Here is a 16,790-nt window from a genome sequence, read left to right as displayed (position 1 = left end):
ATGAAACCCACCCGATACATAGTATACGCGGCGCTGGCGGCATGGCTGCTGGCAGCGTCGGCGTGTACCGGGGCCAAAGTCACGCCGACAGCGGCGACACAGCCCGAACACCACACCGTGACCGACCGCTACCGCGTGACCGTCGGCGGCGTCGACCTGCCTGTCGAAGCCTACAAGGATATCTACTACGTCAATTTCGCACTCGACGGCAGCGCCCCCGTACTCATCGAGTCCGCCGAGCCGCTCACCGGCTGCGAGGTCAGTCCCGCCGCCCGGGGCATAGCGGCTTCGGTCGAAGGCAGCGAAGCCCGGTTCACCCTTCCCGGCGCAGGCTGGTGGGTGGTGCGCCTGAACGACCGCGACCGGCTGTTCCTGCTGGCCGACAAGCCCGAGAAGGCTCCGGCGATGGACGGGCAGACGCTCAACGCCGCGGATTTCGTTTCGGACGACGGGCTCCAGACCGCCAACCTGCAACGCGCGCTGGACGAGGCTTCGGCCACGGGACGCACGCTGATCTTCCCGCGCGGGGTCTATCCGACCGGAACGCTCCGCATCGGCAGCAACACGCATATCTACCTCGCCGACGGAGCGATCATCAAGGGGTCGGACAACCGGGACGACTACCCGACCGACGGAGGCCTCCCGGAAGCCGACCACATCCACAACAAGGAGCGCTACACCGACAACGGCGAGTGGATGACTTTCAGCCGCCTGATCCTCGTCGACAGCGCCGAGAACGTTTCGATCCGCGGCCGGGGCATCATCGACGGCAGCGGGGCCGCGCTCCGCGCCCAAGGCAAGCCGGCCAACCTGATCCGCATCCGCAATTCGCGCAACGTGGTGATCGAAGGCGTCCTGTTGCGCGACCCCGCGGCGTGGAACACCCACATCCATTACTCGGACGGCGTGACGATCCGCGACGTGAAGCTCATCAACGACGCCACGGTCCCCAACACCGACGGTTTCGACCCCGACGCCTCGGCCAACGTGATGATCGACCACTGCTTCGCCTACTGCTCGGACGACAACGTGGCCATCAAAACCACCAACAACCTCGGGCTGAACAAGGACCTGCGAAACATCGTCGTGCGGGGCTGCGTCTTCCTGACACGCAAGTCGTCGCTCAAGGTGGGCACCGAAACCAAGGCCGCGCACATGTCCGACATTCTCTTCGAGGACAACGACGTCGTCGAGTGCGACCGCGCGCTGGCGCTCTACTGCAACGACGGGGCGCTGTTCGAGAACATCACCTTCTCAAACAACCGCATCGAACGCAACTATCCCGACAGCCAGCGCCGCCCGATCCACTTCAAAATCTCGGAACGCCACGGCAAAGGGCAGATCCGCAACGTCATGATCCGCAACTGCGACTTCGCCACGGTCTTCCCGCGCCCCGCCGAGATTGCCGGGCTGGACGCCGACCACACGATCGACAGCCTGACGTTCAGCAACGTCACGATCGGCGGCCGTCCCGTCCGCTCGCTCGACGACCTCGGCGCCAAGATCCGTTTCACCGAAAACATCCGTTTCGAATGACAACACGACTTACGATACTCCCGGCCCTGCTCCTGTGGACCGCAGCCGCCTCGGCTGCCGGGTACGAGGTGCGCATGAACGGCGCGGCCCAGCAGGTCGAGCCCTTCAAGCACTACCACTACGTCACCTGCACGCCGAAGGGCACCGCGGAGTTCACCGTAACGTTCCCCGCCGAGATCGTCTCGGCCGAGGTCAGCCCCCTGAGCCGCGGCATCGCGCCTTCGGTCGACGGGCGCACGGTACGCTTCCGGCTCCCGGAAACGGGCCAGTACCTCGTGCGGCTGAACGACACGGCGAAACTCTTCATCTTCGCCGAGAAACCCGCGCAGAAAGTCGAAGGAACTAGCATTATGGAGTATAAAGGCATCGACAACACCGGGACGACGAACGTCACCGCCACGGTCCAGCGCGCCATCGACGCATGTGCGAAGAAAGGCCGTACTTTGGTATTCCCCGCCGGGGAGTATCTCTGCGGCCAGCTCCGTCTGCCGTCGCACGCACACCTGCACCTCGAACGCGGTGCGGTCCTCCGGGCCGACGCCTCCTCGGCAGCCGCCTTCGAATCGAACGACGATGTCAAGACCCGCCGCTTCATCTATGTCAAGGACGCCAAGAATGTCCGGATCACGGGACTGGGCGCCATCGACGGCAGCGGCCGCGCCCTGCGCGAAAAGTTCGGCGACAAGGCCCGCATGCGCCTGCTGCTGGCCGTGAATTCCTCGGACCTGCATTTCGAGGGCGTGATGTTCCGGGACCCCGGGTCGTGGAACACGCAGATACTCCTCTGCCGCGACGTCGTCCTTCGCAACATCAAGCTGATGAACGACACGGAGCTGAGCAACACCGACGGCTTCGACCCCGACGCCTCGCGCAACCTGCTGATCGAAAACTGCTTCGCCTACTGCTCCGACGACAACGTGGCCGTCAAGACCACGGGATATTCCGACTATCTGGGCGACGCGGAGGACATCACCGTCCGGGGCTGCGTCTTCCTGACCAAGAAGTCGTCGCTCAAAGTGGGCACCGAAACCCGCGGAACGCGGATGTCGAACATCACCTTCGAGGACAACGACGTGTTGGAATCCGACCGCGGCATGGCGCTCTACGTCTCCGACGGCACGGCCCTGAGCGACGTGCGCTATCGGAACAACCGCTTCGAACGCAGCCATCCCGACAGCAAGCGGATGATGTTCCATTTCGTGGTCAACCGCCGCAAGGAAAACGTCCCCGTCGGCTCGATCCGTAACGTCGAGATCCGGGACTGCTCGTTCCTCACCCCCTTCCCGAAAGCTCCCGAGATCAAATGCCCCGCCCGGGGCGACATCGAGGGCGTGGTTTTCGAAAACCTGACCGTGGGCAGCAAGAAAATCCTCGCCCCGGAGCAGATCGCGCTGAAATGCGTCAACGCCGAAGTCACGTTCAAATAACCGCCATGAAAAGACTGTTAGCCATATCGCTGTTCCTCCTCACCGCCGCGCGCCTCGACGCACAGTGGCTCAATTCGGACGTCTACGACCGTCCGCTGAAAGAGGTGCTCCAGCAGGTTGAAGAACAATACGGCATCAAACTGCTCTACGAGGATAAAAACGTCAAGGGACGTATCGTCAAATCGGCCCCGTGGCGTTTCTACGACGATGCCGAGGCTACGCTCGACAACATCCTGCGTCCGTTAGACATGCGCTGGACGGCCAAGACCCCCGGTGTCTATGAAATCAAAAAATGGGAGTATTTCCGCAAGCCTTATGCCGAGGGCGAAAAGCACCTGAAGCGCCTGCTCGAACTCTATCCCTCGCGCGAGGCTGTCGAAGCCCGCAAGGCCCGCATCCGCATGCATATCCTCGCAACGCTGGGGCTCGACAGCCTGAAAAAGTGCGACCTCGCGCCGATCCGGAGCAACCTGCGCCGGCACGACAGCTACACCGTCGAGAACATCGCGCTGGAGGTCCTGCCCGGCGTCTGGGTCTCGGGATCGCTCTACATGCCCGCGCGGTTCCGAGGACGCATCCCCGTCATGCTCTCGCCGCACGGACACTTCTATAACAAGACCGACACCTCGATTCCCGACGAGCGGGGGCGCTACCGCCCCGACCAGCAGCTCCGCTGCGCCATGCTGGCCAAAATGGGCGCCGCGGTCTTCAGCTACGACATGTGGGGCTGGGGCGAATCGGCGCTGGCTTTCAACCTCAAGGACCACCGCACGGATTTGGGGATCGTCATGCAGACTTGGCAGAGCATCCGCATCCTCGACTACCTCTGTACCCAACCGTGGGCCGACACGACCCGCGTGGGCGTCACGGGCGCCTCGGGCGGCGGCACGCAGACGATGGTGATCGCCGCGCTCGACGACCGCATCACGCTGAGCGTCCCGGTGGTCATGCTCTCGTCGCACTTCTTCGGCGGATGCCCCTGCGAAAGCGGGCTTCCGATCCACATCCTGCCCGGCGAACTGATGACCAACAACGCCGAGCTGGGAGCCCTCGCGGCCCCGCATCCGCAGTTGGTGATCTCCGACGGACACGACTGGACGGTGACCGTGCCGCAGATCGAATACCCCTATCTGCAAAAGGTCTATGCCCTTTTCGGAGCCAGCGACAAGATTCGCAACGTCCACCTCGCCGCCGAACAGCACGACTACGGCATGAACAAACGCCGCGCGATGTACGATTTCGTGGCCGAACAGTTCAACCTGCGGACCGAAGGGCTGCGCAAAGCCGACGGCACCTACCGCGAAGAGACCGTAACGGTAGAACACGCCCCGGAAATGTATGTTTTCGGAGCGGAGCGCCAGCTTCCGGCCCATGCCGTCAAAGGCAGCACCAACCTGCGCAAACTGCTCCGGGAATACCGAATCGAACAATAAACCATAAAGATAACCTGCGATGAAACGAATTTTACCCATTCTTGCGGCACTGCTTCTCTGCGGTCCGATCTCCGCACAGATCAGCACGGCGGATTTCGAAGCCCTGCGGGCTCTCTACGAGGCCACGGGCGGCGCCGATTGGAAAAATAACTCCGGCTGGGATTTCAAAAACGCCACGGCCGACGACGTGAAAGTCTACAACGCTCAGGAAGGCACCGGCTGGTTCGGCATCAACGAAATCCGCAAAGGCCGCGTCAGCAAGCTCGAGCTGCCCGACAACGGCCTCACGGGCGAGCTTCCCGAAGCGATCTATGCCCTGAACGGCATGCGCACGCTCAACCTCTCGGGCAACGGCCTCACGGGAAGTCTCTCGCCTCAGATCGGCGGTCTGAAACTGATCTCCTCGCTCAACCTTTCGAACAACCGGCTTTCGGGCGAAATCCCCGGCGAACTGATCCTTCTGGGCGCCGAAGCCAAGACCTCGAAACCCCGCGAAGACGGCAAGGGCGGCAACGAGATCAAGGTACTGCTCAACAAAAACCAACTGACGGGTTCGATCCCGGCGGCGATCGGCGACATGGCCCTGCTGGCCAAACCCGCCAAATCGATCTCATTCGACATAAGCTATAACCAGTTGACGGGCGAAATTCCCGCTTCGGTGGCCAAGCTCACCGAACTGACGTCGTTCAAGGCCGCCGGCAACCGTCTCTCGGGCGCCGTACCCGCGGCGCTGGAATCGCTGCCCCGGCTCAAATACCTGCGGCTGGAGAAGAATGCCTTCACGGGTGCCGTACCCCGCAAATAATCCCGAAACAACCAAAAAAATATAACCTGACATGAAAAAACTGATCCTCTTATCACTTGCCGCGCTGGCTCTGACGGCCTGCGGCGACTCGGATTGGCTGGGAGACGGCAACGTCTACTACAAGCCGAAAGAGCTCACCTTGTCGAAAAGTTCGCTCAGCGAACTCATCATCGGCGAAACCCGCCGACTCTACGCCTCGTTCGACCCGGCGGAAACCACCGACGGCGAAATCAGTTGGAGCTCCAGCAACGACGCCGTAGCCACGGTCGACGAAAACGGCGCCGTGCGCGCCACCGGTCTGGGCGACGCCGTCATCACGGCCCGCAGCACGGCCTATCCCGAGATCGAAGCCACCTGCGCCGTCTCGGTAACCGTCGAAGCGGGCATCCGTGTCTACGACCTGCTGCTCAACGAACCCGTCGACGGCCGGATCACCTTCGTCCGCAACTCCACGGGCAACCGCGACTACTTTTTCGAAATCTTCGTACACGACACCTTCGACAAGAGTGTGACGTTCGAAACGACGAACGGAGAGGTCGTGGACGTCGAGGAGAAGGAACTCGACGGCCGCACGGGCTTCACGCTCGTCCCGGGACAAGAACTGGGCGACGCGACGATCACCATTCAGTCGACGCGCAACGACGACGTGCGCGCGGAAATCCCCGTCAGCCTGAAGACCATCAAGGTCACGGGCGTTGCGCTGTCGCTCAACGAGGACGGCAGCGAGGCCAGCGACGCACTCGCCGGAAGCCTCACCGTCAGTCATACCAAAGCTATTCGCGTGGTCTTCTCCACGGATGACGAGGAGATCAAGATCCCCGAGAACAGTCTCGTCCACGTCGAAAGCAGCAACACCGCCGTCGCAACGGTCGACGCCGAGGGTACGCAGGACCCCGCCACGCAGACCGTTTCGTTCAACGTCTATATGATCGACGATCCGGCCAACGCCCCTGCCGGGAACTCGACGATCACCGTCAAGGAAGATTTCGCGTTCGACCCGGCCAACTGCGAAGCTACGGAAATACTCATCACAGCCACCTCCGACGACGCCAGCGCCGCCGCAGCCTCGTGCAAACTGCGCCCGTATCAATATGTTCCCGCCACCGGCGTCATGGTGACCGACCAGTGGGGCAACCGCATGCGCGGCACCAGTTCGACAAACTCAACCATTTCGTCTCCCAATGATAATTACGCCTGCATCGTATATTGCTCCGGAGGAGGAACTGCTAAAAAGACTCAATTCAATGATACTCAGAGTTGGGCTGTCGCATCGCCTGCTGTCGATGGAATTGACAAAGTAGGTTCAGTAGCCATTTACCTAACGGCAACACCCTATCCCTACGAATACCCCACTATCGCCGATCCCGACCAGCCGTTCTACTGGGCTTGTCTCTCCACATCGCGTTTTGCAATTGCCGGAGCCGGATATGAAGAAGGCAACCAGTCAGAAGGCTGGGCGGCATGCAAAAAAGACGACGGTAAGATCAAATGCTTCCTCGGCCATACCTGCAAATTCTGGACAGGTCACAAGACAACGACGAAAGATGCACCCTTCATCCGCATCTGGCGCTATACAGAAGGTCAGGCAAACGACGGAAATTACAATAAGACCGACGACCTGCTTTTCCGTTTCCTGGTCAACACGTCACAAGGTTCGGGTGATTCCAAACTCGGCATACCGTCACTCAAAAACGACGACGGCACGGCCCGTGTCTTCGACTTCCTCAACACGGGAGGTATCACCCAGCCTTTCGACGACCCCTGTCCGGTGCCTTGGACGGGTCCGATGCCGCGCCCGGTCGGTTACTACACGCTTGACGACAGCGGGGCTCCCGCCCAGTTGAAAACATGGGGCGACATCCCCGTACCGACAAAACTGACGGAGATCAAATAACACTGAAAATCGGTTCATGGTGCTTTCCCGGCACCATGAACCTTTTCCGACCCTGACAAATGAAGAAGATACTCTCCCTGCTGTTAATCTTCACGGCCTTCACCCTGCATGCGCAGAAGCCCATGCAGTACCGCATCGTCCCGGTGGGTTCGTCCCAGTGGATGAATCCCAAACTCAGCGATGAGGTCCGCGAACAGATCGACCGCATCGCCGCCGACGGCTACAACGTCATCTCCATCGGCACGTTCACCTTCCTGCCGATGCACATCGTCGATTACGCCGATTCGCCCTACCCCGAAGCCGCGGAATACACGCCTGCCAAGGTCGCCCAAAACCTCGCGACCCTGCGGGAGAATATCTCCTATGCCAAGTCGCGCGGCATCCGCTACGTCGTGACGCGCTCCTATTCGCACTATGCACCCTACAAATTCTGGTGCGCCCACCAGCAGGAGCTCAACCCCGACGGGGTCTTCGACCAACTGCTGCGCAAAGCCCACCAGAACGACATGTTCCAGAAAGCGCTGGCTGGCAAGTCGCCCAACTGCGTCCCCCAACAGCAGTGGACCAACGATTTGTTCCGCGATTTTTTCCTCTGGTCGACCTCCCGGGCGCTGGACCTGCTGCCCGAGCTGGACGGCTTCCTCAACGCCTATGCCGAGGCAGCGTGGACCTACGATGTCGAAAAGGTGCGCCCCAACACATGGAAATCGTGGAAAGAGTGCGTGGACTACGACAAGACGGACAGTTGTTTCGTCGACTACTCCAACCGTCTGGCGCACATGCTGCGCGAGAAACGGGGCGACGATTACTTTTTCGGCATGCGCGACTGGTATGTGAAGCCCGAGGTGATGCAGCAGCTCGACATTCCGCGCGAGAAGCTGGTCCTCTCGGTGAAATACGCCGGCTACGACCAGCCGCTGGTCAACTATCCGCTCTGGGGCAAGGAGATGCTCGACGAGGGTTACGGCGTGGTACTGGACATGCACGTCTACGATGCCGAATACCCGCACCCGGTCTACTGGTACGACAACAAGATCGTGAACCGTATCTTCGACAACGTCCGTGCGGGCCGTTTCACGGGCATCGTCTATCAGGACTACACGCTGCGCGGCGAGGATTCGGCCGACAATCCCGTGCGGCGTCTGACGCAGCTCACCGTGGCCGGGGCCATGAACAATAAGCCATGGTCAGACGCCGATGCCGAGAAATACCTGACCAAAACCTACCGCAAGGCCGCGCCCCACGTTTTGCAATCGCTCAAGGCCGTAGCACATGCACAGGAGCAGTTCATCAAACTGATGCCCGCGTGGTTCTGGCGCGGCGACGGCCTCTCGGTCGGGGGTTTGCAGCCGTTGAAATTCTGGCAGATGTTCGACAACCCCGAGGCTCCGGCCGGCATGGCCTTCGTCCGGCAGGAAGTGGTCGGCGTACCGGAGTATTGCACGGCATGGCGCACCGGAGACCGCTCGGACGAAGCGCTCACGGCGAAATATCATGCCGAAAAACGGCTGACCCCATTGGACGTACTGCGTGAAATGGCCGAATGTGCTGACCGGGCCGTCGCCGAAGCCGAGAAAGCCCGCGCCGCGGGACCTGCAAACGCCCCTTATCTCAACGATATCATCGCCAGCGCCTACCTCAACCGTACGCTCTGCCAGCGCAACACCGCACTCGTTGAAGCCGCGCTGCTCTTCTACAAGAGCGGTTACGTCTACAACGACAAGTACGAACTCTCCCGCGAACGCACCTACACCGACGGACCGGAGTACGGCGCCGAATGCATCGCGGCGCTCGAACGCTATATCCAGCGCGACTACCTGATGCGCCGCATCATGCTCGACTACTCCCCGCGCCGCCGCACGCTGCGCCATGCCAACACCTACTCCGCCGAGAAGAAGGTCGCCGGGGTGCTGAAACGCAAGATCGACACCGAAGACCACACCGAGGCCGAGTTCGAAGCCCTGCGCCGCACGATCGAGGGAAAATAGGCATTTTTCACCACCTATCCCGGTATTTATTGCACATTGCATTCGCCCGGAAGCCGTAATTTTGTTCCGAACGAAAACCCGAAACACAACCGATGAAAAGACTCATTCTGACCTGCTGTCTGCTCGCCGCCACGGCGGCGGCACATGCCGATACCCGGCTGATCACACGCCTCGACGTACTCGACGTCTGGCAGTTCAACTACAACATCTCGCACTGGCTCGAGCAGGGCAACTTGCGCACGGGCGTATCGATGTACGGCGAAGAACCCGTCGCCGTCACCGCCCTGTCGCCCGAGCTGGAGGGCGCCGACTGGATCCAGCCGGCCTACGGATCGAAGCGCTTCGACCGCGGCGACATCGCCTATTTCGACGTGAAAGCTGACGCCGAGGTCCTCGTGGCCCACAACGACGCCATTGCCGAGAAACCCGTCTGGCTCGACACGTTCGTCCGCACCTCCCTGTATATCACCAACGACCGCGGCGAGCGCTTCACCTGCTACCGCCGTCCCTACCGCCGGGGCGAGTGCGTCGCGCTGGGCGAGAACGGCAGCAGTGCGCATAACATGTACCTCGTGGCGGTACGCCCGCTGGGCGAATGGCCCGAGACGGTGCGTCCCGCAGGCTTCGTCATCGACATCGCCGAGGCCGGAGCCGTCGGCGACGGCGCGACGGTCAACACCGCCGTCCTGCAGGCCGCCATCGACAAGTGCAGCGCCCGCAAGGGCGGCGGCACGGTCTGGGTCCGCGACGGGGTCTACGTCACCGGAACGCTGCAACTCAAATCCGACGTTACGCTGCGCGTCGAGGCGGGCGCCATCCTGCGCGGCTCGGTCAACCACGACGATTTCCCGCCCCTGCGCTGCTCCCTTCCGTCGTTTCGCGGCAAGGAGGACTTCCAGATGATCTATGCCGAAAAAGCCTCGAACATCACGATCTGCGGCGGCGGCATCCTCGACGGCTACTCGCTCTTCGAGGGATATCCCTGGCGGGGCCGCAACAACGAGCACGAACGCCCGCGCCTGATCCGTATGGTCGAATGCAAGAACGTTGCGATCGACGGCGTCACGCTGGCCCGCAGCGCCAACTGGACCCAGTATTACGAAGCCTGCCGGAACCTGCGCGTCGAAAACGTCACCGTGCGCTGCTACACCGGCACCAACAATCAGGACGGCATCGACCTGAGCGGTTGCAGCGATGTGGTGGTCCGCAATTTCCTTTGCAGTTGCGGCGACGACGCCGTCTGCCTCAAAGCGCTGTCGCTCACTCCGGCCGAGAATATCTTCGTCGAAGACGTGCGCGCACGTTACGCCAACTGCAACCTCGTGAAGATCGGCACCGAGACCCACGGCGAAATCCGCAACGTTCACGTCCGCAACGCCGAAGGGTGGACCCGCTATTCAATTGCCATCGAGGCGGTCGACGGCTCGGTGATCGACGGCGTGACCTACGAGGACATCCGCATGAGCAACTGCGCGGCTCCGTTCGTCGTGCGGCTTGGCAACCGCGGCCGGACCTTCGAGGGCGGTCCGAACCCCGCACCTGTCGGCGCCATCCGCAACGTCACGCTGCGCAATATCCGCAACACCGGCATCGGCTGGGTCGAGGTCAAGGGCGGTCCGGGCGTCGGCACGGCCGTCGGCGGTCTGAAAGGCCATCCGATCGAGAATGTGCTGATCGAGGACTGCGACCTGCTGCTCTTCGGCTCCGTCAACGAACCGCAGATGATCTACCGCGACGTCCCCGAAAACGAGAAGAAATATCCCGAATTCGACTGCTACGGCACCTGTCCCGCCTATGGAATCTATTTCCGCCATGTCGACGGACTGCAGGTCCGCAACATGCGGCTGCGGCTGGCCAACAACGACGTCCGCCCGGCGATCGTGATGGACGACGTGAAGAATTACGCGCTCGAGGGTATCGACTACGAAAGCTGTTCGCGCACGGAGCCTTATGGTCTGTGGCACCAGCAGGACGGCGAGATCTGCGACGCGAAAAAGTAACGGTTGTTACCGATAATAGATTAGGTTTTATTGTGTGGAGGGCCGGGCTGGTACCCGGCCCTCCGATTTTAAAGATCAACCCATGAAAAAACTGCTGTACACCCTGCTGCTGCTCCCCGCAGCACTCGCCGCCCGGGAATTCTCGCCCCGCGAGGTTCTGACCCTCGACCTCGGCACCCCCGTCAAACAATGCCGGCTGACGCCGCTCGACCTCGGAAACGGCGAACGGGGATTCGTCACGGTCTTCTCCGCCGAGAAGAGCATCGACCCCTATGAAGGCAGTTTCACCTTCCCGAAGGATACGCCGAAGATCGCCGTCTTCGACGCCGCAGGCCGCGAATTATGGCGGCGCGAACTGCCTCATACCATTCCGGGCGTGTGGTTCATGCCGCTGCTGCCGATGGACATGGACGGCGACGGATGCGACGAGATCTATTACGTCGTCAACACTTGTGAACGTCCCTTCGATTACGACGGATACCGCCTCGAACGCGCCGACGCCCGCACGGGCCGTGTGACCGGCTCGTGGCAGTGGCCCGCCCCGGCCCACAACCAAGCCAACAGCTACAAATGGCGGTTCCTGCTCATCGGCGGCCACGCCGACGACGGCAGTCCGGTGCTGGTGACCGTACAGGGCACCTACAAGGAGATACAGATGCAGGGGTGGAACGGCGACATGAGCCGCCGCTGGAAGGTCAAGATACCCGACGACGGCCACGGCGCGCGCGGCAGCCACTCGACCCCGATCTTCGACCTCCGCCGCGACGGCCGCGAGCAGTTCATGTACGGCGAACGGTGCTTCTCGTTCGACACGGGCGAACAGCTCTTCATCCTCGACGGCGACGCTTGGAACGAACATTCCGATCTGGTGCAGCCTTGGTGGAACGCGGAATCGGAACGGTGGTGCTTCTTCACCACGCGCGAAAAGGGCGATGACGGCAAACAGCCGCGTGCCGTGATGTTCGACCAGACGGGACGCCGGCTCTGGGCGATCGCCGAGCGCAAAGGGCACTACCATCACGGCTGGGTGGGCAATTTCGGTCCCCGCGGCGAACGGATCGCCATGGCCGGACGCTACCCCTTCAAAGGTGAGGACGTCCCGCCCAAAGGGTGCGTCGCCAAGACCTACGACGCCCGCACGGGCGAGGAAGTGAAAATCGACTTTCCGATCAAAGGCACGGTCGTCGATTTCAACGGCGACGGCATCCACGAACTCTTCACGGACGGAGCTCTGTACGACCGCACGGGGCGTGTCGTGCTGAAAACCGGCAAAGGTACCCTCGTCGCCGCGAAAAAGGTGCTGCCGCTGGCGGGCGAACAGGTCGTCGTAGCCCATCCCGACGGCCGCATCGTCTTCTGGACCGACCGCAATGCCCGCGAAAACCAGACCCAGCAGGCCCGGTTCGACACCGACGTCTACCGCGACAACGTCCGCCTGTCGTCCGCAGGTTACGGACACCGTTATCCCGTACTCAATTTCTGACGTCATGAAACCTCTGCTGCTCATCACCCTGCTCATCCCGGCCCTGACCCATGCCGCCGAACCGCTCGAACTGGCCCGCCGCGTCGCCGACAAGGTGGTCGACAACACCCGGTTCGAACTGGAATACAAACTCCAAGGCGCCTCTTCCGACTTCGGCTGCGTCGATTTCGGCCGCTGCATGGATCGCCCGGGCGTGGCCTACGCCCTGACGACGCTCCGGTGCGAAGGCGACACCGAAGAGCTCTTCGAACTGGGATGCACGGGTCCCGTGCGGATCACGATCGACGACTCGGTGGTCTACGAACGCACCCTGCCGCACCCCTTCGCCGTGAAGTTCGGCGAGAAGGACTACCGCCTTCCGGAATCGTTCCGCCTGCGCCTGACGGCCGGGCCGCACAAACTGCTCGTCAAGACCGAATACCACGGCGGCGAACACCTTTTCCTGATGCAGTCGCGCAACTTCTCGCGCTATGCCGAACGGGGACGCAAGATTTTCTGCACACTCGAAACCTACGCCCCGAAACTCAAAGAGGCCCGCTGGCTGGTGCTCGGAACGTTTGAAGGCGATCTTGCGACACCGCTCGCCCCGGACAGCACCCTGCTTTTCCACACGCCTTACCGGGACTGCGACCGCACCGTCGCGTGGAATATCCCGCCCGTCGATATCGTTTCGGCACCGGCCGCCAACGGACGTTTCTTCGAATGGTATTACCATGTGGGATGCTTCGCTTGGGCCCTGCAACGACTCTCCGCCGCCTGCGGCGATCCGAAATACGCAGCCTATGCCGACGCATGGTGCGATTTCTCGCTCGAAACCTTCCCGCTGGCCGAACACCAGACACAACGGCTGCACGCCGTCCGGTCGTTCAACTTCGGCACCGCAGGACGTCCGATGCTCGACTATGTATCGGCCCCGGCCATGCCTTATATCACCCGCTGCGTCGAGAGCCCCGATCCTCCCGAGAGCTACCGCCGGCAGGCGGAACGGGTGCTGGACTACCTGTGCCACGAACAGTTCCGCACCGAAGGCGTCTTCGCCCGGGAATACACCCCCTATCCCTCGGTCTGGGCCGACGACATGTTCATGGGACTGCCTTATCTGATCTACGGTTACCGCCTGACGGATGACGAAAGCCTCCTGCACGACGCCGCCGACCAGCTCATCGGCTTTAACCGCCTGCTGTTCGATGCCGACGCAGGGCTCTACCGGCAGGCCTGCTACCCCTCTCATCCCGACATCCGCGTTCCGCACTGGTCGCGCGGCAACGGCTGGGCCCTGTGGGCAACCTGCGAGGTGCTCGACGCGCTTCCCCGCAGCGACCGGAATTACAAACGGATACTGGCCATCTACCGGGCCCACATCGAAGGAGTGCTGCGTCATCAGGATACGGAGGGTTATTGGCGCAACATCCTCGACCGGGAGGATTCCGCCCGCGAATCCTCCGGTGCCGCGATCTTCACCTACTGCCTCGCCCGCGGCATCAACCGCGGATGGCTTCCGCGCAAACAAGTCGAAGAACCGCTCCGCCGTGCTTGGCAGGCACTGACGACCTTTGTCAGCGAAGAGGACGATTTCAACGGCGTGAAAGGCGGCACCAATTTCAGTACCGATCCCGCGGACTACGAACGCATTCCCTTCATCCGCAGCGATACGCACGGACTGCTGCCGCTCCTGTTCGCCGCTCTGGAAATGGACAAATTGCAAAAGAGAAAATAAAGATCGGACACATACAGTATCTATTCCGGAAGATACGCTATAAAATAAACCCGTCCGCCAGAGATTTTGCATTCTGCGCGGAACGGGTTAATTTTGCACTCCGGAATCTTCACGCCCATGTGTACTTTGCGCACTTTGTGGATCGCTCCGATGCGTGGCGGCCGCAAAGGGAATCATGAATCCGGAGACTTTTTATGGACTGTGCCCAAGTCGGGGCGCTGAAATTTGGTGCGACGCCGTGAATCCGCTATCTTTACTCCATACTAACAACTACGACGATGCAGGACATGATAAACGGACGCTGCGGCTGGTGCGGAACCGACGAGCTGTATGTGAAATACCACGACGAGGAGTGGGGAAGACTGGTGACCGACGACAAGACGCTGTTCGAATTTCTTGTGCTGGAGAGCGCTCAGGCTGGACTGAGCTGGATAACCATTCTCAGAAAGCGCGAAGGATACCGCAAGGCTTTTTGTGATTTCGATGCCGAACGGGTGGCCCGGATGACCGACGAGGATATCGAACGGCTGATGCAGGCAGAGGGCATCGTGAAGAACCGGCTGAAAATCAAATCGACGATCTCGAATGCCCGGCTGTTCCTCGACCTGCAAAAGGAGTTCGGCAGTTTTTACAATTATACCCTGTCGTTCTTTCCCGACCGGAAACCGATTGTCAACACCTTCCGGTCGCTGAGCGAAATCCCGGTATCGTCGCCCGAATCCGACGCCATGAGCCGGGACATGAAAAAGCGGGGATTCAAATTTTTCGGCTCCACGATCTGTTACGCCCACCTGCAGGCTGCGGGGTTCGTCAACGATCACCTGACCGGCTGCATGTGCCGGAACGACGGCGCAGAACAGCGGTAATCGGACCGCCTACCGGAAATTCTTCCCGGTATCCCACCACAGACGGGTGCCCCCGTGGTCCGCGCCGTTCAGTGCGTCGATCAATGTCTCGTACTGCTCGGGGTCGGAGGTGGCCATCGTCGCCGGGAAAGGCAGCCGCCGGATCATCGTCTCGGTGTCGATACTCTGCCCCTTGCTGTGGTTGAAGCGCACCGGAAACAGCCGCGGATAACCCGTGCGGCGTTGTTCAGCCCACGCCTCGCATCCCTCGGGATACATGGCGATCCATTTCTGGGTGATGATCCGCTCGAGTTTCAGCTCGTTCGAATCCCCCTCTTCCCAGCGGGGCGTCACCCGGCACTGGGCGGCGATGTCGTTCTGCGGATCGACGGGGTCGTGGTAGTCCGCCGCCGTCGCATCGCTTTGCAGATAACGTTCGAGTCCCGTCGCCTGCCATTGGGTGAACGACAGGCCCACACCCTGCTCGTAACAGAACTCCGGGTTCTCGTCGGTCCAGCCCCGCAGGGCTGCTTCGGCGCGCAGGAACCAGACCTCGGCGGCCGTCATCAGGACGGCATCGGTCGTCTGTTCGATCGTCAGGCGCGAAAACGCCGCATAATAGTTATGCGAGAAGGCCGTTCCCTGCCGGATTCCGTGGAACTCCCCCTTGAGTGCGATCGCCGCGGTGCCTCCGCCCTCTTCCGTAACGGTCAGATCGTTGCGGCAGGGCTCGAAGAACTTTTCGATGCGCGGGTCCCCGAATCCCTTGAGGATCGACTCCATCGAGGCGTTCATGACCGCCTCGTTCCAACTGCGGTTGATCGCCCCCAGCGGGTTCAGGAAGACGCCCGAAGCGTCTACGGCGACATTTCCCACATTCGACTCGATCACGCCGTGGGGTGCGTTCACCCCCTTCCGAAACTCCTCGGCAGCCTGCTCCGGGGCCACGGAAGCGATACGCACGGCCAGCCGCACGCGCAGCGAGTTGGCGAAACGCAGCCACGACGTGTAACTGCCGTCGAGCAGCAGGTCGAACTGCGCGAACTCGTTGGCCTCGGGATGCTCCCCGACATAATCCGAAAGGATTTCCACAGCCTCGTCCAGATCGGCGAAGAAGTGCCCGTAGGCTTCCTCCTGACTGTCGGGCACATATTCGACGCCGTGGGTCCCGAAATGGGAGTAGATCACCGGCCCGTAAAAATCGCTCACGCGGTGCATGACCATGACTTTCAGAATCTTCGTAATGGCATAGAACGGCGGCATCAGCTCTTCGGCCGTCTGTTCCAGCCGGTAGATCTCGGGCATGATGTAGGAGTAGGTGAACTGCCACATGGCGCTGTTCCAGCCGTCCTGAAGGTTGTAATCCGAATTGTGGCTCCCGCCCTGCAGCGGCTTGGGATCGTGCATGTAGCCCGAAAACATATCCGCATTGAGGTTCTGCGTGAGCTGGAAAGGCCAGTTCTTGCCCTTGCCGTAGTCGTAGTTGAAATAGATACCCTGCTGGACGATCTTCAGCCGGTAGCCCAGACCGTTGTTGTCGGCTTCGAGCTCCTTGTCGGTCGTGCCCGACTGGTCGTCGTTGATATCCCGGAAATTACCCGTGCATGCCCCGAGGCAAAGCGCACAGCATCCGGCGAAAATGTATGTATGCCAGCGTTTCAT

The 16,790-nt window shown here is 61.3% G+C and carries 11 protein-coding genes; 10 read left to right on the top strand and 1 reads right to left on the bottom strand.

Annotated features, from left to right (window positions below; all coding sequences use genetic code 11):
* From BN5935_RS06565 to BN5935_RS06520, 10 genes are all read left to right on the top strand, one after another.
* Nucleotides 1-1,536 carry a glycoside hydrolase family 28 protein gene (locus tag BN5935_RS06565; protein WP_064975411.1) on the top strand — a complete coding sequence of 512 codons (1,536 nt, stop codon included), beginning with the start codon at nucleotides 1-3 and terminating at the stop codon, nucleotides 1,534-1,536.
* Nucleotides 1,533-2,963 (top strand): glycoside hydrolase family 28 protein, encoded by a 1,431-nt coding sequence (locus tag BN5935_RS06560; protein ID WP_064975410.1) that lies wholly within the window; start codon nucleotides 1,533-1,535, stop codon nucleotides 2,961-2,963. The genes BN5935_RS06565 and BN5935_RS06560 overlap by 4 nt, the downstream gene beginning before the upstream one ends.
* Before the next feature lie 5 nt (nucleotides 2,964-2,968).
* Nucleotides 2,969-4,396 carry an alpha/beta hydrolase family protein gene (locus tag BN5935_RS06555; protein WP_064975409.1) on the top strand — a complete coding sequence of 476 codons (1,428 nt, stop codon included), beginning with the start codon at nucleotides 2,969-2,971 and terminating at the stop codon, nucleotides 4,394-4,396.
* A 19-nt stretch (nucleotides 4,397-4,415) separates the two neighbouring features.
* A complete protein-coding gene (locus BN5935_RS06550) occupies nucleotides 4,416-5,201 on the top strand; it encodes a two component regulator (protein ID WP_064975408.1) in 786 nt (261 codons plus the stop codon).
* A gap of 31 nt (nucleotides 5,202-5,232) precedes the next feature.
* The gene (locus BN5935_RS06545) at nucleotides 5,233-7,095 is read left to right on the top strand and encodes an Ig-like domain-containing protein (RefSeq protein ID WP_064975407.1); all 1,863 of its coding nucleotides are present in this window, start codon (nucleotides 5,233-5,235) and stop codon (nucleotides 7,093-7,095) included.
* A 59-nt stretch (nucleotides 7,096-7,154) separates the two neighbouring features.
* Entirely contained in the window at nucleotides 7,155-9,083 is a 1,929-nt protein-coding gene (locus BN5935_RS06540; RefSeq protein WP_064975406.1) for a hypothetical protein, read from the top strand.
* Between the two features lie 92 nt (nucleotides 9,084-9,175).
* Nucleotides 9,176-11,083 carry a glycoside hydrolase family 28 protein gene (locus BN5935_RS06535; protein ID WP_064975405.1) on the top strand — a complete coding sequence of 636 codons (1,908 nt, stop codon included), beginning with the start codon at nucleotides 9,176-9,178 and terminating at the stop codon, nucleotides 11,081-11,083.
* 82 nt (nucleotides 11,084-11,165) lie between these two features.
* The gene (locus tag BN5935_RS06530) at nucleotides 11,166-12,566 is read left to right on the top strand and encodes a polysaccharide lyase 11 (protein ID WP_064975404.1); all 1,401 of its coding nucleotides are present in this window, start codon (nucleotides 11,166-11,168) and stop codon (nucleotides 12,564-12,566) included.
* Nucleotides 12,567-12,570: 4 nt separating this feature from the next.
* Complete coding sequence (locus BN5935_RS06525; RefSeq protein WP_064975403.1) at nucleotides 12,571-14,283, top strand: glycoside hydrolase family 88/105 protein; 1,713 nt, start codon at nucleotides 12,571-12,573, stop codon at nucleotides 14,281-14,283.
* Between the two features lie 278 nt (nucleotides 14,284-14,561).
* Nucleotides 14,562-15,149, top strand: coding sequence for a DNA-3-methyladenine glycosylase I (locus tag BN5935_RS06520; protein ID WP_064975402.1), 588 nt, complete (start codon nucleotides 14,562-14,564; stop codon nucleotides 15,147-15,149).
* Nucleotides 15,150-15,158: 9 nt separating this feature from the next.
* Here BN5935_RS06520 and BN5935_RS06515 read toward each other — a convergent pair whose 3' ends face one another.
* Nucleotides 15,159-16,790, bottom strand: coding sequence for a SusD/RagB family nutrient-binding outer membrane lipoprotein (locus BN5935_RS06515; RefSeq protein ID WP_064975401.1), 1,632 nt, complete (start codon nucleotides 16,788-16,790; stop codon nucleotides 15,159-15,161).

This window comes from Alistipes provencensis (genome assembly GCF_900083545.1).
Classification (GTDB): Bacteria; Bacteroidota; Bacteroidia; order Bacteroidales; family Rikenellaceae; genus Alistipes; species Alistipes provencensis.
This window is presented reverse-complemented; position numbering and strand designations above follow the sequence as displayed.